The sequence below is a fragment of the Kitasatospora sp. NPDC092039 genome (assembly GCF_044756065.1).
Taxonomy (GTDB): Bacteria; Actinomycetota; Actinomycetes; order Streptomycetales; family Streptomycetaceae; genus Kitasatospora.
Genome location: NZ_JBIVSD010000002.1, coordinates 16374 through 34887, shown reverse-complemented (window position 1 = coordinate 34887; position 18514 = coordinate 16374). Strand labels below are relative to the sequence as shown.

The window sequence follows — 18514 nt, the reverse complement described above, 5'->3', positions numbered from 1 at the left end:
ACGCTTCCAGACCCTACCTGGGACCAGGGGTCCGTAAACCCCTAGATCAAGAAAGATGGAACGGGCGTGTCCGATCTTCGCCCCAGCGTGCTTCCCCTCTGCTAACTGGGATACCCACCGCGCACCGCCCAAAGCGGGCCAGATGTATCGTCGACCGAAGCGATATCCGATCGCGACCACGAGTCTGGGTCCGATCGTTGTACGAATGGCGGGATTGCTCCAGGAATAGGGGCGACCCGGGACAGAAACGGCAGGGGACCATGTCGGTGACCGAGCAGACGGCGGCGGCCGAGGCGCTGGAGGTGTGGATCGACCAGGATCTGTGCACCGGTGACGGCATCTGCGCGCAGTACGCACCCGAGGTCTTCGAACTCGACATCGACGGGCTGGCCTACGTGAAGGGGCCGGACGACGAGCTGCGCCAGCAGCCCGGGGAGACCGCCCCGGTGCCGCTGACGATCCTTCAGGACGTGGTGGACTCGGCGAAGGAGTGCCCCGGCGACTGCATCCACGTGCGCCGGGTCGCCGACCGGGTCGAGGTGTACGGGCCGGACGCGCAGTAGCCGGTCCGTCACACGGCGGAGACCGGGGCGGCGGTCCGGGAGAGGTCCCAGCCGCCGCCCTTGCGCGTCCAGGTGAGGTCGAGTGAGATGTCGGGCCGGAACCGCGGCACGTCCTCGCTGGAATACCCCTGGGCGTGGCCGGTGATGGCGCCGTCCGAACGCACCGCTATCCGGCTCACGGTGAGGTTCTCGCGCTCGGCGAGCAGGGTGGCCACGACCTCCGGGCGCTCGCCCGGGCCGAAGCCGAGCAGGAAGACGGCGTCCGGCGGGGTGCCGGTCTCGGTGGCGCAGTGCGCGGCGACCACCGTGCCGGGGCGTCCGTCGCCGAGCCGGGCGGGCACGCTGAGCGCCGTCTTCACCGGGAACGGGCCGCAGTCCAGCGGGAGTTGGGCCCGGGTCGGGTCGGGGGCCGCGGTCCCGGCGAGGGCCTGGGGGGTGCCGTGCGCGGGGACCGGGGTGCCGGTGGCCGGGGAGGCGGCCAGAGCGGCCCCCACGACCGCGCCGCAGCCGGCCAGGGCGACGGCCCAGTGCCAGGGGGCGGTGCGTGCGCGCCCGGGTCCGGAGCGGCCCCGCGGTCCGTGCTGTCCAGCCGTCGCCGTCGTCGTCCCGACCGCGGTCTCCACCAGGCGTCCCCTCCAGAGCTCCAAGCGCCAAGGCGTGAGCGAGCATCGTCCCACACGGCGTCCGCGGCCGAAGAGGAAGGGGTGGTACGAGCGGAGCGCTCGTACCACCCCTTCCGTGGGTCCGGGGCTCAGCCCAGGTCGGGCTGGTCCGCCTCCGTCGCGCGGGCGGCCTTGCGGGCGGCGGCGCGCTCCTGGAGGGAGGGCTCGGGGGAGCCGTTGTCGTAGTCCTCGCCGTACGCGCCCTTGGCCGGACGGCGGCGGCGCAGCGGCGGCTCCACGCCGTCCGCCAGGCGGCGGGCGGTGAGCAGGAAGCCGGTGTGGCCGATCATCCGGTGGTCCGGGCGGACCGCCAGGCCCTCCAGGTGCCAGGTGCGGACCATGGTCTCCCAGGCCTGCGGCTCGGTGAAGGTGCCGTGGTCGCGCAGCGCCTCGACGGTCTTCGACATCTGCGTGGTGGTGGCCACGTAGCAGCAGATGAGGCCGCCGGGGACGAGCGCCCGGGAGGCGACGTCCAGGCACTCCCAGGGAGCCAGCATGTCGAGGATGACGCGGTCGACGTCGGTCTCGACCAGGTTGTCCTGGAGGTCGCCGACGGTCAGCTTCCACGCCGGGTGCGGGCCGCCGAAGTAGCGCTCGACGTTCCCCCGGGCGATGTCGGCGAAGTCCTGCCGGCGCTCGTAGGAGGCCAGCATGCCCTGCTCGCCGACGGCGCGCAGCAGGTACGTGCTGAGCGCGCCCGAGCCGACACCGGCCTCGACCACGCGGGCGCCCGCGAAGATGTCGGCCATCGCCAGGATCTGCCCCGCGTCCTTGGGGTAGATCACGGCGGCGCCGCGCGGCATGGACAGGACGTAGTCGGGGAGCAGGGGGCGCAGCGCGAGGTACGGGACGTTACCCGTGGTGCGCACGACCGTGCCTTCGGGGGCGCCGATCAGCTCGTCGTGGGGGAACGCACCCTTGTGGGTGTGGAACTGGTTCCCGGCCTGGAGCGTGAACGTGTAGTGGCGACCCTTGGGGTCGGTCAGCTGGACCTGGTCCCCGACCTGGAAGGGCCCGCGTCGGCGGGCGGCACCGGTCGGTTCGGACATGCGGCCAATCCTAAGGGAAGCGGACCGGCCCGCCGGACGCGGGTGATCGTCGGCGGCGGTCAGCGGCCGGTGACGGCGGCGGTCAGCCGCTGTTCGATGTCGCTCAGCGCGGCGACGCCGTACACCCGGCCGTCCGGCTCGACGACCAGGTACTCCCCCGCCGGGGTCGTCTGGACGGCCCGCAGCAGGTCCTCGCCGCCGAGGTCGGCGCTCAGCCGCAGCCCGGGTTCGAGGTCCCGGGCGAGCGGGCCGACGGCCACCCAGGGGCGGCGGTGCTCGGGCACCGACCGGACCGCGGACTCCCGTACGAGGGCGATCGGCTCGCCCCGGCCGTCCACCACGATCACCGCGCCGGCCTGGGCCTCGCGGGCCCGGCGCAGCGCCTCGCCGAGCGGGGTGTCGGCGGTGACCTCGACGGCCCGCCGGGCCAGCTCGCGCAGCCTCAGGCCGGGCAGCACCGCCTTGAGCCGGGCGTTGCGCAGGCTGCCGGTGGCGCCGTTCCAGATGATCGCGGCGAGCACCGCGGCCAGCACCGCGTCCACCAGGGTGTCGGTGGTGGTGCGCTCGACGCCGCGGGCGGCGCTCAGCAGCGGCAGGCCGACCAGCACGGCGACGGCCAGCCCGCGGCCGACCCAGGCGGCGGCCACCGTGCCGGTCATCGGCTTGCCGGTGACCGCCCAGACGACCGCGCGCAGCATCCGGCCGCCGTCCAGCGGCAGACCGGGCAGCAGGTTGAAGGCCGCGACCACCAGGTTGGAGACCATCAAGCCGGTGAGCAGCACCCCGGGCACGGTGGACAGCTCCACCGCCCGCACCGCGAGGTAGAACACGCCGCCGAGCAGCAGCGAGAGCAGCGGGCCGACGAAGGCCAGCCAGAACTCCCGCCAGGGGCTCTCCGCCTCGTTCTCGATCTCCGAGACGCCGCCGAAGAACTGGAGCTGGATCCGCCGCACCCCGAGCCGGTAGCGCAGCGCGACCAGGGTGTGGGCGAGCTCGTGCACCAGGACGGAGGCGTAGAAGGCGACCGCGAAGAAGAACGCGACCAGGTAGCGGGCGCCGCCGAGGTCGGGCAGCACCTCGCCCAGCTGTCCGCCGAACACCCAGGTGATCAGCGCGGCGATGACGAACCAGGAGGGGGTGACGTAGACGGGCACACCGAAGGGGCGGCCCATCAGGATGCCGCCGCGGCGCTCGGGCGGCGGCGCGGCCGGACGCCCGTCTTCCGCCTGCGGTGGCCGGTCGGAGGGCTGCTGCCCCCTGCTGTCGCTCACCGTGATCCCTTCGGTCGTCTCCCCCGTCGTGCCCGGTGCGCCCACGCTACGTGATCGCGGCCGTCCGGCGCTGCGCGGCCCTCCTTCCGGCTTCATACCCACTCGGCCGCCCCTGTGGCAGCACCGTGGCAGCGGGATGACAGCGAAGGGCAATAGGGTCGTAGCCATGCACACCGAGACCAGCAGTGCCGCCGCGCGCCCGGCGGCACCCCCGACCGGCCTCTCGCCGTCCCGAGCGGGGGACTTCCTCACCTGTCCCCTGCTGTACCGGCTGCGGGTGATCGACCGGCTGCCCGAGCCGCCGAGCTCGGCGGCGACCCGGGGCACGCTGGTGCACGCCGTGCTGGAGCGGCTGTTCGACAGCCCGGCGGCCGAGCGGACGCCGGAGCGGGCGCTCGGCCTGCTGCGCCCGCAGTGGGAGCGGCTGCTGGGCGAGCGCCCGGAGCTGGCCTCGCTGTTCCCGGAGGACCCGGACGGCGCGGCGCTGACCCGCTGGCTGGCGGACGCCGAGAAGCTGGTCGGCCAGTGGTTCCGGCTGGAGGACCCGACCCGGCTGCACCCGGTGGAGCGGGAGCTCTACGTGGAGACGGCCCTGGAGTCGGGGCTGCTGCTGCGCGGCTACATCGACCGGGTGGACGTCGCCCCGACCGGTGAGGTCCGGCTGGTGGACTACAAGACCGGCCGGGCGCCCTCGCGGGACTTCGAGGGCAAGGCGATGTTCCAGATGAAGTTCTACGCGCTGGTGGTGTGGCGCTGGAAGGGCGTGATCCCCAAGCGCCTCCAGCTGGTCTACCTCGGCGGGGGCGGGGACGTGGTCAGCTACGACCCGGACGAGGCGGACCTGCTCGCCGTGGAGCGCAAGCTCCAGGCACTGTGGGAGCGGATCGGCCTGGCGGTGGCCACCGGGGACTTCCCGGCCACCCGCAACCGCCTCTGCGACTGGTGCGACCACCAGGCCAGCTGCCCGGAGTTCGGCGGCACCCCGCCGCCGTACCCGCTGCCGGTGCCGCCGGCCCGTACGTCGGATGAGAGTGATCCCACGGGGGATCCGATGAGCAAGGAGTCCTAGGTGACGATCCGAGTGCTGCTGGTCGACGACCAGCCGCTGCTGCGCACCGGTTTCCGGATGATCCTGGAGGCCGAGTCCGACCTGGTGGTGGTCGGGGAGGCCGGCGACGGCCAGCAGGCGCTGGACCAGGTGCGGGCGCTGCAGCCCGACGTGGTGCTGATGGACATCCGGATGCCCAGGATGGACGGCGTCGAGGCGACCCGCCGGATCGCCGGCCCGGGACGGGACGGCCCGGCCAAGGTGCTGGTGCTGACCACCTTCGACCTGGACGAGTACGTGGTGGAGGCGCTGCGCGCGGGCGCCAGCGGCTTCCTGCTGAAGGACGTCCCGGCCGAGGAGCTGGTGCAGGCGATCCGGGTGGTCGCGGACGGCGCGGCGATGCTGGCGCCGAGCATCACCCGCCGGCTGCTGGACATGTACGCCACCAAGCTGCCCTCGGGCGACGAGGCGCCGCCGCAGGCGCTGAGCGCGCTGACCGAGCGGGAGCTGGAGGTGCTGAAGCTGGTGGCGCGCGGGCTGTCGAACGCGGAGATCGCGGCCGAGCTGTTCGTCAGCGAGACCACCGTCAAGACGCACGTGGGCCATGTGCTGACCAAGCTCCAGCTGCGCGACCGGGTCCAGGCGGCCGTGTACGCCTACGAGAGCGGGCTGGTGCGCCCGGGCGCCCTGTAGGGCCCGTGGCGGCCCCGCGGGGCCGCCGGAACACGACGGCGGCCCGTCCGCTCCCCCGTACCGACGGGGAAGCGGGCGGGCCGCTGTGCTGCGGGCGCTACTTGTTGGTCCGGCTGATCTCCCAGAAGCGGAAGTAGCCGGTGGTGTCGACGGTGGACTCGACGCCGGTGACGTACGAGCGGGCCGCGAAGAAGGACTTGTTCTGGTACAGCGGGACCAGCGGCACGTTCTCGGCCTCGATCTGCTGGATCTGCGCGTAGGTGGCGGCCGCGGCGCTGCGGTCGGTCTGCTTGAGGCCGTCCGGCACCAGCTTGCCGCTGATCCGCGGGTCGTCCCAACCGTGGTGGTAGGCACCGCCGTTGACCAGCAGCGGGGCGAGGTAGTTGTCCGGGTCCGGGTAGTCGGCGAACCAGCCGATGACGTACGCCTGGTACTTGCTCTCGGCCCAGCCCTTGCGGTACGAGTCCCAGTCCGGCTCCTGGGCGAGCGTCACCTGGAAGAGGCCGCCGGTCTCCAGCTGCTTCTTCAGCGTCTCGGCCTCGTTGCTGCCGGCCCGCGAACGGGACCAGGTGAGGGTGAACTTGACCGGGGTCTGGACCTTGGCGTCGGCCAGGATCTTCTTGGCCTTGTTGACGTCCTGGTCGCCGTAGCGGTCGAAGAAGGCCGTGCTGTGGCCGGGCAGGCCGGCCGGGACCATGGAGTAGAGCGCCTGGACGGTGCGGGCGAAGACGTCGCGGGCCAGCGCCTTGCGGTCCATCATCTGGGCGATGGCCTGGCGGACGGCGACGTTGCTCATCAGCGGGTCCTTGGTGTTGAGGACCAGCGAACGGGTGTCGTTGCTGTCGCCCTCGGTCACCTGGAGGTCGGTCTTGCCGCCCTGCTGGTCGGAGCGGACCTGGGCGGCGGTGTTCGGCTCCAGGCTGTTGTCGGTGAGGTCGACCTCGCTCCGGTCCAGCGCGGCCTTCAGGTCCTCCGACTTGTCGAAGTACCGGACCGTGAACTTGTTGTTCCGCAGCTTGGCGTCGCCGCCGTACTTGTCGTTGGCCGACAGCACGACCTTGCCCAGCTGCTTGCCGCCGTTCAGGTTCTCGACCGAGTCGATGCGGTACGGGCCGGAGCCGATCAGCTTGTCGTTGGCGACGAGCTTGTCGGCGGGGTAGGCCTGGTGGTCCACGATGGCGCCGGCCGGGGTCGCCAGCTTGGCCGGCAGGGTGGCGTCGGGCGCGGAGAGGTGGAAGAGCACCTCGTTGTCGCCCTTGGCCTCGACGGACTTGATCGAGTCGAGCAGTTCGACCGGGCCGTTCGGGTCGTTGATCTTCTTGGTGCGCTCGATCGAGTAGACCACGTCCTGGGCGGTCATCGGGTGACCGTTGGAGAACTTCAGGCCGGGCTTCAGGGTGCAGTGGTACTCGGTGGCCTCGGCGCTGGTGAACTCGCAGGACTGCGCGGCGTCCGGGGAGGGCGAGCTGGCCGCGGCCTGGAAGGTGAGCAGCGACTGGAAGGTGTTGCGCAGCAGCAGCCAGGATCCGGAGTCGTAGGCGGCGGCCGGGTCCAGGACACCGGTCAGCTGGCTGGTGCCCATGGTGATGGACTTGCCGCTGTCCCCCTTGACCACGTCGGTCACCGATCCGCAGCCCGCCACCGACACGGCGACCAGGCCGGCGCAACCGAGTACTGCCAGGCGTTCAGCTGAAGTCTTCACGAGGCGCGTCCTTCTGGGTGGCACGAACTGGAGTAGCGTGCCATATCGAACACGCACGACCGGTACCCGTGCAGATGACGTTTGGGACACGGTGGTTCAGGGCATCACGGCACGCCCGACGAGTTGTCAGCCAATGCCCGTTTTCTCCCCCGGCGACTTCGTCCCGGAGGCCCGCGAGGTCGCTTACCGGCCGGTAAGGCCGGGTCGCAATGAGACGACAATCACACTCGCGAGGTGACCAGGGAGCGCAACAGGTCGAGGTCGACCCGCTCCAGCGAGGGCAGCACCAGCCGACCCGGAGCCGGCTCGATCGCCGCCACCGAGGGCACCGCGATCACCGGGCAGCCGGCCGCCTCGCCCGCCCGCACCCCGGTCGGGGTGTCCTCGATCACCACGCAGCGGGCCGGCTCCGCACCCAGCCGCCGGGCCGCCTCCAGGTACGGGTCCGGGAACGGCTTGGTGCGCGGCACCTCGTCCCCGCCGATGGTGAAGGCGAAGTGGTGGGCGCCCAGCGAGCGCAGCACGATGTCGATCACGTGCCGGTGCGAAGCGGACACCATGGCGGCCGGGATGCCGTGCGCGGCAAGGGTGTTGAGCAGCCGTTCGGCGCCCGGCATGAGCGGCACCCCGCCGGCCAGCAGGTCGACGAAGCGCTGGTTGACCAGCACGCCGAGGTCGGTCGGCGCGATGTCCGCCCCGGTCCGGGCGACCAGGTAGTCCATCACCCTGGCCATCGGGCCACCGACCACGTGGGCGCGGTCCGCCTCGTCCAGCTCGTGGCCCAGCTCGGCGAAGAGCGAGGCCTCGGCCTGCCACCAGAAGTCCTCGGTGTCCACCAGCGTCCCGTCCATGTCCAGCAGCACCGCCTGGAGCCCGCGGTCGTCCCCGTGGTCGAGGATGCGCGCGGAGGTGGGGCTGGTCGTCATGGCAGGTGTCCTTCCGGCAGGCCCGGGGCGTTCCGGGGAAGGCACGGGCCGGCCCGCTGGTGAGCGGACCGGCCCGTTCAGGATCATCCAGGATACGCCCGCTTCGCCCGGAAGGAGCGAACGCGGCACGAACCGGGCGTTACCGGGCGTTGAAGTACTTCGCCTCCGGGTGGTGGATCACGATCGCGTCGGTGGACTGCTCCGGGTGCAGCTGGAACTCCTCGGAGAGCACCACGCCGATCCGCTCCGGCTTCAGCAGCTCGGCGATCTTGGCGCGGTCCTCCAGCTCGGGGCAGGCCCCGTAGCCGAGCGAGAAGCGGGCGCCGCGGTACTTGAGCGCGAACATGTCCTTGACGTCCTGCGGGTCCTCGCCGGAGAAGCCCAGCTCGTAGCGGACCCGCGCGTGCCAGAACTCGGCCAGCGCCTCGGCCAGCTGCACCGACAGGCCGTGCAGCTCCAGGTAGTCCCGGTAGGAGTTTCCGGCGAACAGCTCGTTGGCCGCCTCCGAGATCCGGTTGCCCATGGTGACCACCTGGAGGCCGACGACATCCCGCACCCCGGACTCCTCCGGGCGGAAGAAGTCGGCCAGGCAGAGCCGGCGCCCGCGCCGCTGGCGCGGGAAGGTGAAGCGGGTGCGCTCGGTGCCGTCCTCGTGGAAGACGATCAGGTCGTCGCCCTTGGAGTTGGCCGGGTAGTAGCCGTAGACCACGGCCGCCTCCAGCCAGCCCTCGGTCTGCAGCCGGTCCAGCCAGGCCCGCAGCCGCGGCCGGCCCTCGGTCTCCACCAGCTCCTCGTACGAGGGGCCGTCCCCGCTGCGGGAGGCCTTCAGGCCCCACTGCCCCTTGAACAGCGCGTCCTCGTCCAGCCAGGAGGCGTAGTCGGCGAACGGGATGCCCTTGACGATCCGGTCGCCCCAGAACGGCGGGGTCGGCACGGTGTTGTCGACCGCGACGTCGGAGCGGATCTGGCCGAGGTTGACCTCGGGCTCCGGCTCCTCCACCTCGACCCGGGCGTGCCGGCGCTGCTTGAGCTCCGGCAGGGCCGCGCCGGGCACGCCGCGCTTGACCGCGATCAGCGCGTCCATCAGCCGCAGGCCCTCGAAGGCGTCCCGGGCGTAGCGGACCTCGCCCTCGTAGATCTCGTGCAGGTCCTGCTCGACGTAGGCCCGGGTGAGCGCGGCGCCGCCGAGGATCACCGGGTAGCTCGCGGCCAGCTTGCGCTGGTTCAGCTCCTCCAGGTTCTCCTTCATGATCACGGTGGACTTCACCAGCAGCCCGGACATCCCGATGACGTCCGCGTTGTGCTCCTGCGCGGCGTCCAGGATCGCCGAGACCGGCTGCTTGATGCCCAGGTTGACCACGTTGTAGCCGTTGTTGGACAGAATGATGTCGACCAGGTTCTTGCCGATGTCGTGGACGTCGCCCTTGACGGTGGCCAGCACGATGGTGCCCTTGCCCTCGCTGTCGGACTTCTCCATGTGCGGCTCCAGGTGGGCCACCGCGGTCTTCATCACCTCGGCGGACTGGAGCACGAACGGCAGCTGCATCTGGCCCGAGCCGAACAGCTCGCCGACCACCTTCATGCCGGCCAGCAGGGTGTCGTTGATGATCTCCAGCGCCGGGCGCCCGGCCAGCGCCTCGTCCAGGTCGGCCTCCAGGCCGTTCCGCTCGCCGTCGATGATCCGGCGCTGCAGCCGCTCCTCCAGCGGGAGCGCGGCCAGCTCCTCGGCCTTGGAGGCCTTGACCGAGGCGGCGGAGACGCCCTCGAACAGCTCCAGGAGGCGCTGCAGCGGGTCGTAGCCGTCCCGGCGGCGGTCGTAGACCAGGTCCAGCGCGGCCTCGCGCTGGTCCTCCGGGATCCGGGAGATCGGCAGGATCTTGGAGGCGTGCACGATCGCCGAGTCCAGGCCGGCCTCCACGCACTCGTGCAGGAAGACCGAGTTGAGCACCACCCGGGCGGCCGGGTTGAGGCCGAAGGAGATGTTGGACAGGCCGAGCGTGGTCTGCACCCCGGGGTGGCGGCGCTTGAGCTCGCGGATCGCCTCGATGGTCTCGATGCCGTCCCGGCGGGACTCCTCCTGGCCGGTGGCCAGGGTGAAGGTGAGGCAGTCGACCAGGATCGAGCCCTCGTCGATGCCGTAGTCGGTGGTGAGTTCGGCGATCAGCCGCTCGGCGATCGCGACCTTCGCCTCGGCGGTGCGGGCCTGGCCCTGCTCGTCGATGGTCAGCGCGATCAGGCCGGCGCCGTGCTCGCGGGCCAGCGAGGCGATCCGGCCGAAGCGCGAGTCGGGGGCGTTGCCGTCCTCGTAGTTGACCGAGTTGAGCACCGCACGGCCGCCGAGCGCCTCCAGGCCGGCCCGCAGCACGGGCGGCTCGGTGGAGTCCAGCACGATCGGCAGGGTGGAGGCGGTGGCCAGCCGGCCGGCGATCTCCTTCATGTCGGCGACGCCGTCGCGGCCGACGTAGTCCACGCAGAGGTCCAGCAGGTGGGAGCCGTCCCGGATCTGGTCGCGGGCGATCTCCACGCAGGCCTGCCAGTCGCCGGCCAGCATCGACTCGCGGAACTTCTTGGAGCCGTTGGCGTTGGTGCGCTCGCCGATCGCCAGGTAGGAGGTGTCCTGGCGGAACGGCACCGCCTGGTACAGCGAGGCCGCCGAGGGCTCCGGCCGCGGGTCGCGCGGGGCGATCGGACGGCCCTGGACCCGCTCGACCACCTGGCGCAGGTGCTCGGGGGTGGTGCCGCAGCAGCCGCCGACCAGCGAGAGGCCGTACTCGCGGGTGAACACGTCGTGGGCGTCGGCCAGTTCGGCCGGGGAGAGCGGGTAGTGGGCGCCGTCCTTGCCGAGCACCGGCAGGCCCGCGTTCGGCATGCAGGACAGGCCGATCCGGGCGTTCTTGGCCAGGTAGCGCAGGTGCTCGCTCATCTCGGCCGGGCCGGTGGCGCAGTTGAGGCCGATGTAGTCCACGCCCAGCGGCTCCAACGCGGTGAGCGCGGCGCCGATCTCGGAGCCGAGCAGCATGGTGCCGGTGGTCTCCACCGTCACCTGCACCAGCACCGGCAGGTCGAGCCCGGCCTCGGCCAGCGCCCGCTTCGAGCCCAGGATGGCGGCCTTGGTCTGCAGCAGGTCCTGGCTGGTCTCCACCAGCAGCGCGTCGGCGCCGCCGGCGATCAGGCCGGCCGCGTTCTGCTGGAAGCCGTCGCGCAGCGTCGCGTACGGGGCGTGGCCGAGGGTCGGCAGCTTGGTGCCGGGGCCGATCGAGCCCAGCACCCAGCGGACGCGGCCGTCGGCGGCGGTGTGGGCGTCGGCCGTCTCGCGGGCGATCCGGGCGCCGGACTCGGACAGCTCGAAGATCCGCTCGGAGATCTCGTACTCGCCCAGCGCGCTGAAGTTGGCGCCGAAGGTGTTGGTCTCCACGCAGTCCACGCCCACCCCGAAGTAGGCCTCGTGGACGGACCGGACGATGTCCGGGCGGGTGATGTTGAGGACCTCGTTGCAGCCTTCGAGGTTCTGGAAGTCCTCCAGCGTCGGGTCCTGCGCCTGAAGCATGGTGCCCATGGCACCGTCGGCGACCACCACCCGGGTGGCGAGCGCTTCACGCAACGCGTCCGCGCGGCTCTGCTGAGTGATGGACGGGGTGGCTGCTGTGGCCATGGGGCTTCTCCCTGGTGCGACGGCTGTCGGCTTTGCGCACCCGCTTGGTCGGGCGCGCACGTGGCCAGGGTATCCGGCCCGCCGGTCGGCCCGCCGTGCCATTCCGTATCCTGAGCGCTCGATCGCGAGGGGGAGCATGCGCGTGACCCGATTCCGGACCTCCGCACAGCGTGTCGGCCGGGCCGTGACGGCCCCGTTCCGCGTGCTGCGCGACCGCTGGCGGGCCTGGTCCCGGTGGCGCCGGGCCCTGCTGGTGCTGGTGCTGGTGGCGGCCGTCCCGGCCACCGCGCTGGGATCGGCGTTCGTGGTGTTCCGGCTGCACTACACCGGCGAGCCCGCCGCCGACGCCCGTACCCGGGGCCGGGACGCGCTCTGGCTCGGCCACGCCTGGGTGGACGGCCGCAAGACCGAGGCCGACGTGGCGGCGCTGGCCCGGCAGCTGGCCGGCACCGGCATCCGGGACCTGTACGTGCACACCGGCCCGCTGGAGCACGACGGCTCGCTGCCGCCCGCCGTCCACCCCCGGGGCCGCTGGTTCACCGACACCGTGCACCGGGCGCTGCCGGGCGTGCGGCTGCAGAGCTGGCTGGGTGACGAGGTCAAGCCGGAGAAGGACGCCCTGGACCTGGAGGACGCGCCCACCCGGGGCCGGGTGACCGCCTCCGCCCGGCAGGTGCTGGACCTCGGCTTCGACGGCGTGCACTTCGACATGGAGCCGATCCGCCCCGGTTCGGCCGGCTGGCTGGCCCTGCTCGACCAGGTCCGCCCGGTCACCGCGGCGCGCGGCGCCCAGCTGTCGGTGGCGGCCCCGCAGATCGACCCGGTCCCGGGCCTGCACACGGCCGGCATCCTGCTCACCGACCACGGCAAGTGGTGGGACCGGGCGTACTTCACCGAGACCGCCCGCCGGGTCGACCAGATCGCGGTGATGAGTTACGACACCTCGATGCCCACCGAGCCGCTGTACGGCGGCTACGTCGCCCGGCAGACCGAACTCGCGCTGCGGTCCACCCCGGCCGACGTGGACCTGCTGATGGGCCTGCCGTTCTTCTGGGACGACAAGTGGGGCCACTGGGGTGACGCCGAGACCGTCCGGGCCGCCGTCCGGGGCGTGCGGCTGGGCCTGGGCCGGGAGGACCGGCGGCGGGCCAACTTCGGCGTCGCGCTGTACGTGGACTTCGCCTCGCTGCCGGAGCACTGGGCGGCGTACCGCAGCGGCTGGGTGGGCACGTCCTGAAGCGTGCCCGGGCTTCCGGCACCCGGCCGCCCCGTCGCTCCGCGTCACCGGGCGGGCATGGTCCGTATCCGAACCGGTGGCTGACGAACCGTCAGCCCGGGGCCTCCCGATATCCGGTGGATCCCGGCCGTCCGCTCCCCCAGACTGTCCCGGTGCCCGGCCGTGGTGCGCATCAAAGCCCGTAGGCTGGGCAGGTAGGGACCGTGGAGCGAGGCGTTCCACGGGAGACGAGAGGTTCGACAGTCGGCAGCCGGCCGTCGGCGCCCCGGCAGGCCAGCCGGGGCGGCGCGGGTCCGACCGCCGACCGGAGGGAGACGCTGGGTGATCGAGTTGGAAGATGTTCCCGAGTTGATCGACCCGGTGATGGTCTGCGCGTTCGAGGGCTGGAACGACGCGGGCGACGCCGCCTCCGCGGCTCTGGCGCATCTGGACGAGACCTGGAGCGGCAAGGTGTTCGCCGCCCTGGACGCGGAGGACTACTACGACTTCCAGGTCAACCGGCCCACGGTCTGGCTGGACGGCGGCGTCCGCCGGATCACCTGGCCGACCACCCGGCTCTCGGTGGTCCGGGTGACGGAGCCGACGACCAGGGACGTCGTGCTGGTCCGCGGCATCGAGCCGAGCATGCGCTGGCGCTCGTTCTGCAACGAGCTGCTGGGCTTCGCGCACGAGCTGGGCGTCGAGCTGGTGGTGATCCTGGGCGCGCTGCTCGGCGACACCCCGCACAGCCGCCCGGTGCCGGTGAGCGGCGTCACCTCCGACCCGGAGCTGGCCCGCCGGCTGGACCTGGAGGAGAGCCGCTACGAGGGCCCCACCGGCATCGTCGGGGTGCTCCAGGAGGCCTGCACCCACGCCGGGGTGCCGGCCGTGACGCTCTGGGCCGCGGTGCCCCACTACGTCTCGCAGCCGCCGAACCCCAAGGCCACGCTGGCCCTGGTCAACAAGCTGGAGGACCTGCTGGACCTGCGCATCCCGCCGGGCGAGCTCGCCGAGGACGCCCGGGCCTGGCAGCTCGGCGTGGACCAGCTGGCCGCCGAGGACAGCGAGGTGGCCGAGTACGTCCAGCAGCTGGAGGAGGCGCAGGACACCGCGGAGCTGCCGGAGGCGTCCGGCGACGCGATCGCCCGCGAGTTCGAGCGCTACCTGCGCCGCCGGGAGAACGTCGGGCCGACCGGCGAGAAGCCGGTGGCCGGGCACGCCACGGCGGAGCGGCCGGCCGAGCCGGAGGCGCCGGGCGGCGCCCGGGAGGGGCAGGACGGCTCCGAGGAGGAGTGACCTCCGCACGACCGTCGTACGGCGGGCCGTCCGGCCCGCCGTACGACGGGCCGGACAGCCGAAGGGGCGTCAGGACATCCGGTCCTGACGCCCCTTCGGCGTGTGGTGCGGGGTGTTACAGCGCGACGCCCAGCAGGGCGTCCACGGTGCGGGTCACCAGGCCGGGCGCGCCGGTGTCGGTGCCGCCGTCGGCCTCCTGCCGGGCCGCCCAGCGGTCGACCGCGGCCAGCGCGGCGGGCGCGTCCAGGTCGTTCGCGAGCGCCGCGCGCACCTCGGTGAGCAGCTGCTCGGCCGCCGGGCCGTCCGGGCGGGAGACCGCGGCGCGCCAGCGGGCGAGGCGCTCGACGGCGTCGTCCAGGGTGCTCTTGGTCCACTCCCAGTCCGCGCGGTAGTGGTGCGAGAGCAGCGCCAGGCGGATCGCCGCCGGGTCGACGCCCTCGCGGCGCAGCGCCGAGACGAAGACCAGGTTGCCGCGGGACTTGGACATCTTGTGGCCGTCCAGGGCGACCATGCCGGCGTGCACGTACGCCTTGGCGTACGGGTGGGTGCCGGTGGCGACCTGGGCGTGCGCGGCGCCCATCTCGTGGTGCGGGAAGGAGAGGTCGCTGCCGCCGCCCTGGATGTCGAAGGACATGCCGAGGTACTGCAGCGCGATGGCGACGCACTCGATGTGCCAGCCGGGGCGGCCGTGGCCGAGCTCGGTGTCCCAGGCGGGCTCGCCCGGGCGGGCGGCCAGCCAGAGCAGGGCGTCCAGCGGGTTGCGCTTGCCGGGGCGGTCCGGGTCGCCGCCGCGCTCGGCGAAGACCGGGCGCATGGCCTCGCGGGTGAGCCCGGAGACCTCGCCGAAGTGCTGGTCGGCGTCGACCGAGAAGTAGATGTCGCCGTCCACCTCGTAGGCGGCGCCGGAGGCCAGCAGCTTCTGGACGATCGGGACGATCCACGGGATCGACTCGACGGCGCCGATGTAGTGGGCCGGCGGCAGCATCCGCAGCGCGGTCATGTCCTCGCGGAACAGGGCCGTCTCGCGCTCGGCCAGGGCGGTCCAGTCCTGCCCGGTCTCGACCGCGCGGGCGAGCAGGGGGTCGTCGACGTCGGTGACGTTCTGGATGTACAGGACGTCGTGACCGGCGTCCCGCCAGACGCGCTGCACCAGGTCGAACGCGTTGTAGGTGGCGGCGTGGCCCATGTGGGTCGCGTCGTAGGGGGTGATGCCGCAGACGTAGATCCGGGCGGTGCCGTCCAGCGGCACGACCTCCCGGACCGTGCCCGCTGCGGTGTCGTGGATACGAAGGGGGAGCCCCTGACCAGGCAGGGCGGGAACCTCGGAGGCGGGCCAGGCATGCATGGCAACAACTTTAACCTTGCGAACATTTGAAAGCCTAACCAGTACGAAAGATCGACTGGATTCGCTTCCTGCCGTTGCCCGGTGGTTTCCCGACTGGTAATGCACGGAAACCGGCCGCCGTTCCGGGCGCGCCCGGCCCTGCTCGGGGCACCCGTGGCCCCGGTTCCGGACACGGTTGAGCGCCCGGCCGGCCCTGCCGCCGACCGGGCGCCCGGCGCCCCCGGGGGACGCGGTCGGAGCCGCTACGACCGCTTCCAGAGGGCCGGCACGTTCGGCGGCTCCCAGCCGACCATGGCGGTGTGCGCCTGGAGGCAGGTGTAGGAGACGCCGGAGTAGGTCGCACGGTCGCCCGCGCCGTACGAGGTGCCCGGGGCCCAGGTGCCGCCCGGCGGCGTGGTCGGGGTGGAGGTGGCGGTCGGGGTGGGCGTGGGCGTCGGGCTCGGCGTGCCCGGGGTCTGCGGCACGTTCAGCACGAAGTCGAAGGTGCCCTCGCGGGTCGGCCCGTTCTGCCGGACGTTCATCAGCAGCCGGGCGTCGTAGATGGTGTCCGTGCTGTTGCGCGGCTCCCCCGGGAAGTACAGCTGGGTGGTGACGATCGGGCGGCCGGGGGCCTGGAGCTTCACGTGGATGTGCCGGGTGCGGCCCGGGTAGAGGCCCGGCACGATGGTGTCCAGCTTGTACGCGCCGTTGGCGTCGGTGAACTGGTGGCCGCGGAAGGTGTAGGTGACGTTGTCGTAGTCGCCGTCGTTGTCGGCCTGCCAGAAGTCCAGCAGCACGCCGGAGATGGGCCGGCAGGCGCGGCCGAACACGTAGCCGCTGACGACCAGGTGGGTGCCGGGGCCGTCGTTGACCATCGAGCTGCGCAGCGGGGAGTTGGGCTTGAAGTACGGGCCCTCGGTCTGCTCGATGGTGGGGGCGTCCCCGTCGTGGCACTCGGGGGTGAAGCTGAGCGGCTCGCCACTGCTGATCCGGTCCCGGGCCAGGGCGACTCCACCGCCGACCAGCAGCGGGGCGGCGCTCAGCGCGGCGGCGGCCTTCAGGACGGTCTTGCGGCTGATCATGCCGTCGGGCGTGGGCATGCGCCGTCTCCTTTTCGTGAGGCGGGGAGGTGGGGGCGGCCCTTGCCATGGTGGGGGCATGACAAGGGCCGAACCGGCGACCGGTTCGCGCGCGCCGGACCGGCCACCGGTGGCCAGCAGCAAAGTTACGGGCCGTCCGGCGCCACCGCGATGGACATGATCCGGGGATCGTGGTGATTTCCGTCGACCCTGGACCGGAACTCCCCCGGCGTCATCCCGGTCTCCCTGCGGAAGAACCGGCAGAAGTACGCCGGGTCGGCGAAACCCGCCTCCTTGGCGACCTGACGGATCGTCAGGTCGGTGCAGGCGAGCAGCCGTTTGGCCTCCAGGGTCTGCTGGCGGCGGATCAGCCCGCCCGGGGTCCGGCCGGTGGCCTGTTTCACCAGGGTCTGCAGGTGTCCCGGGGAGACCCCGAGCTCCTGCGCGGTGGAGGCCACCGAGTGCCGCACCCCGCCCGGCCGGGCGATCAGCCGGGTGAAGGCGGCGGCGACTTCGGCCGGCCGGCTGGGCACCGCCGGGCGGTCGGCCGGGGCGCTGGCGCGCAGCGCCCGGACGATCAGGATGTGCAGGCTGGCCCGCAGCACACCCTGGTAGCCGGGCGCCCTGGTCCGGTACTCGTACTCCATGTCGGCGAGCAGCCCGGCGACCGCGTCGGCCTGCTCGCCGAGCGCGAGGGCCGGGCGGGTGGCCAGGGCCCGCAGGGCGGCGAGGTCCTGGGGGTGGCCGAGCAGGAAGTCCTCGTTGAACAGGACGACCCGTCCGACCAGGTCCTCGGTGTCCGCCCAGTAGTGCACCTGGCCGGGGGTGATCACGCACAACTGGGGTGGCGCCAGCGGCCGGTGCACGAGGTCCAGGACGTGGGCGCCGTGGCCGCCGGTGACGTGGACGATCTCGTAGAAGGAGTGCCGGTGGGGGAAGCCGGCCCGGGACAGCGGGCCGATCGCGTCGAAACTGCCGATGGCGAAGGGGAGGAGCTGGGGCAGCGGGACCTGGAGCCGGTGTAACGGCAGGTCCGGCGCGGTTCGGGGGGTGGGGGTGGTCCGTCGCACATCCATCGGAGCAGTGTGCGACCTGTTCCGGGGACAGGTCCAGACCATCTGTGCGCCGTTTTCCTGAACCGGTCCAGACCACTGACCCTTCCGAAGGGGTGGCAGGGGTCCGCCCCGGGGAGCGGCCCGCCCCGGCTACACCGGCGGCCAGGGGATCGCGGGCCAGTCCTCGGGCGGCAGCGGATGCCGCCCGGAACCGCGCAGCCCGGCCACCCGGGCCCGGGTCGCGTCCAGTTCGGCCGCCGTCAGGTGCGGGGCGAGGCGCTCGGCGAGCTCGCCGTCCAACTGCTCGGCCAGCCGGGCCAGCACCTCCAGCGCCTCGGCCGGCAGCGGGTCACCGGCCCAGCCCCAGAGCAGGGTGCGCAGCTTGTCCTCGGTGTTGAAGGTGACGCCGTGGTCGATGCCGTACACCCGGCCGTCGGCGGCCGGGATCAGGTGGCCGCCCTTGCGGTCGGCGTTGTTGAGCACCGCGTCCAGGACGGCGAGCCGGCGCAGCCGCCGGTCGTCGTGGTGCACCAGCAGGGCCGTCCGCCCGCCCTCGACCTCGGCCCGGACGATCGGCAGCCAGCCCGCCTCCGGGCCGCGCGGGTCCTGGAGGGCGAGCAGCGGCTCGGCCCCCGGGTCCGGCTCGACCCACAGCTGCACCATGCCCGGGCCGTGCGGGCCCTCGCGCAGCACGGTGGGCGGGACCAGCCCCCAGCCGGTCGCGGCGGACAGCTCGTACGCGGCGACCTCGCGCCCGGCCAGCGTGCCGTCCGGGAAGTCCCACAGCGGGCGTTCGCCGGCCACCGGCTTGTAGACGGCCTGGGCGCTCAGCGAGCCGTGCGCCACCGTGCAGTACAGCGCGGCGTTGGAGGCGTCGGTGAGCCGGCCGTGCACGGTCAGCTCGCCCTGGCGCAGCAGCGCGAGGGCGGTGGGCACGTCGGCGGCCAGCGCGGCGGCGGCCGACGGGTCGGCCTGCGG

Annotated in this window: 15 protein-coding genes; 5 read left to right on the top strand and 10 right to left on the bottom strand. The window is 72.8% G+C overall.

Annotated elements, in window-relative coordinates:
- Positions 1-260: 260 nt before the first annotated feature.
- Complete coding sequence (locus tag ACIQI7_RS03470) at positions 261-563, top strand: ferredoxin (RefSeq protein ID WP_387759863.1); 303 nt, start codon at positions 261-263, stop codon at positions 561-563.
- A gap of 8 nt (positions 564-571) precedes the next feature.
- On the opposite strand, the gene ACIQI7_RS03465 is transcribed toward ACIQI7_RS03470, so the two are convergent.
- The 3 genes from ACIQI7_RS03465 to ACIQI7_RS03455 all read right to left on the bottom strand — a co-directional run bounded on the left by ACIQI7_RS03465 (position 572) and on the right by ACIQI7_RS03455 (position 3545).
- Positions 572-1186 carry a hypothetical protein gene (locus ACIQI7_RS03465; RefSeq protein WP_401104654.1) on the bottom strand — a complete coding sequence of 205 codons (615 nt, stop codon included), beginning with the start codon at positions 1184-1186 and terminating at the stop codon, positions 572-574.
- A 128-nt stretch (positions 1187-1314) separates the two neighbouring features.
- Positions 1315-2274, bottom strand: a complete 960-nt coding sequence (locus ACIQI7_RS03460) for a tRNA (adenine-N1)-methyltransferase (RefSeq protein WP_387759860.1) — start codon at positions 2272-2274, stop codon at positions 1315-1317.
- Between the two features lie 59 nt (positions 2275-2333).
- Positions 2334-3545 (bottom strand): site-2 protease family protein, encoded by a 1212-nt coding sequence (locus tag ACIQI7_RS03455; protein WP_401104650.1) that lies wholly within the window; start codon positions 3543-3545, stop codon positions 2334-2336.
- A 166-nt stretch (positions 3546-3711) separates the two neighbouring features.
- Here ACIQI7_RS03455 and ACIQI7_RS03450 point away from each other — a divergent pair, with 166 nt between their 5' ends.
- Entirely contained in the window at positions 3712-4614 is a 903-nt protein-coding gene (locus ACIQI7_RS03450) for a RecB family exonuclease (RefSeq protein WP_387759858.1), read from the top strand.
- The gene (locus ACIQI7_RS03445; protein ID WP_188299078.1) at positions 4615-5286 is read left to right on the top strand and encodes a response regulator transcription factor; all 672 of its coding nucleotides are present in this window, start codon (positions 4615-4617) and stop codon (positions 5284-5286) included.
- Between the two features lie 97 nt (positions 5287-5383).
- On the opposite strand, the gene ACIQI7_RS03440 is transcribed toward ACIQI7_RS03445, so the two are convergent.
- The 3 genes from ACIQI7_RS03440 to metH all read right to left on the bottom strand — a co-directional run bounded on the left by ACIQI7_RS03440 (position 5384) and on the right by metH (position 11566).
- The gene (locus ACIQI7_RS03440) at positions 5384-6988 is read right to left on the bottom strand and encodes an ABC transporter substrate-binding protein (protein ID WP_401104647.1); all 1605 of its coding nucleotides are present in this window, start codon (positions 6986-6988) and stop codon (positions 5384-5386) included.
- 221 nt (positions 6989-7209) lie between these two features.
- Entirely contained in the window at positions 7210-7914 is a 705-nt protein-coding gene (locus ACIQI7_RS03435; protein ID WP_401104644.1) for an HAD family hydrolase, read from the bottom strand.
- A 139-nt stretch (positions 7915-8053) separates the two neighbouring features.
- Positions 8054-11566 carry a methionine synthase gene (gene metH, locus ACIQI7_RS03430; protein WP_401104641.1) on the bottom strand — a complete coding sequence of 1171 codons (3513 nt, stop codon included), beginning with the start codon at positions 11564-11566 and terminating at the stop codon, positions 8054-8056.
- A gap of 136 nt (positions 11567-11702) precedes the next feature.
- Between metH and ACIQI7_RS03425 the strand changes: the two genes are divergently transcribed.
- Positions 11703-12803, top strand: a complete 1101-nt coding sequence (locus tag ACIQI7_RS03425; protein ID WP_401104638.1) for a hypothetical protein — start codon at positions 11703-11705, stop codon at positions 12801-12803.
- A 321-nt stretch (positions 12804-13124) separates the two neighbouring features.
- Positions 13125-14078 carry a PAC2 family protein gene (locus ACIQI7_RS03420; RefSeq protein WP_387759852.1) on the top strand — a complete coding sequence of 318 codons (954 nt, stop codon included), beginning with the start codon at positions 13125-13127 and terminating at the stop codon, positions 14076-14078.
- Between the two features lie 115 nt (positions 14079-14193).
- Here ACIQI7_RS03420 and mshC read toward each other — a convergent pair whose 3' ends face one another.
- From mshC to ACIQI7_RS03400, 4 genes are all read right to left on the bottom strand, one after another.
- Positions 14194-15423: a cysteine--1-D-myo-inosityl 2-amino-2-deoxy-alpha-D-glucopyranoside ligase gene (gene mshC / locus ACIQI7_RS03415; RefSeq protein ID WP_401104634.1), complete on the bottom strand. Its 1230-nt coding sequence runs from the start codon at positions 15421-15423 to the stop codon at positions 14194-14196.
- A 242-nt stretch (positions 15424-15665) separates the two neighbouring features.
- Positions 15666-16502, bottom strand: coding sequence for a carbohydrate-binding protein (locus ACIQI7_RS03410; RefSeq protein ID WP_401104631.1), 837 nt, complete (start codon positions 16500-16502; stop codon positions 15666-15668).
- Between the two features lie 125 nt (positions 16503-16627).
- Positions 16628-17557, bottom strand: a complete 930-nt coding sequence (locus ACIQI7_RS03405) for an AraC family transcriptional regulator (RefSeq protein ID WP_401104628.1) — start codon at positions 17555-17557, stop codon at positions 16628-16630.
- 129 nt (positions 17558-17686) lie between these two features.
- The gene (locus ACIQI7_RS03400; RefSeq protein ID WP_387759924.1) at positions 17687-18484 is read right to left on the bottom strand and encodes an SCO1664 family protein; all 798 of its coding nucleotides are present in this window, start codon (positions 18482-18484) and stop codon (positions 17687-17689) included.
- Between the last annotated feature and the right edge of the window lie 30 nt (positions 18485-18514).

Excerpts from the sequence above, each read along its gene's own strand:
- ACIQI7_RS03405 (WP_401104628.1), bottom strand. The coding sequence starts at position 17,557 with ATGGATGTGCGACGGACCACCCCCACCCCCCGAACCGCGCCGGACCTG.
- ACIQI7_RS03460 (WP_387759860.1), bottom strand. The coding sequence starts at position 2,274 with ATGTCCGAACCGACCGGTGCCGCCCGCCGACGCGGGCCCTTCCAGGTC.
- ACIQI7_RS03425 (WP_401104638.1), top strand. The coding sequence starts at position 11,703 with ATGCGCGTGACCCGATTCCGGACCTCCGCACAGCGTGTCGGCCGGGCC.
- ACIQI7_RS03435 (WP_401104644.1), bottom strand. The coding sequence starts at position 7,914 with ATGACGACCAGCCCCACCTCCGCGCGCATCCTCGACCACGGGGACGAC.
- mshC (WP_401104634.1), bottom strand. The coding sequence starts at position 15,423 with ATGCATGCCTGGCCCGCCTCCGAGGTTCCCGCCCTGCCTGGTCAGGGG.
- ACIQI7_RS03410 (WP_401104631.1), bottom strand. The coding sequence starts at position 16,502 with ATGCCCACGCCCGACGGCATGATCAGCCGCAAGACCGTCCTGAAGGCC.
- ACIQI7_RS03470 (WP_387759863.1), top strand. The coding sequence starts at position 261 with ATGTCGGTGACCGAGCAGACGGCGGCGGCCGAGGCGCTGGAGGTGTGG.
- metH (WP_401104641.1), bottom strand. The coding sequence starts at position 11,566 with ATGGCCACAGCAGCCACCCCGTCCATCACTCAGCAGAGCCGCGCGGAC.
- ACIQI7_RS03450 (WP_387759858.1), top strand. The coding sequence starts at position 3,712 with ATGCACACCGAGACCAGCAGTGCCGCCGCGCGCCCGGCGGCACCCCCG.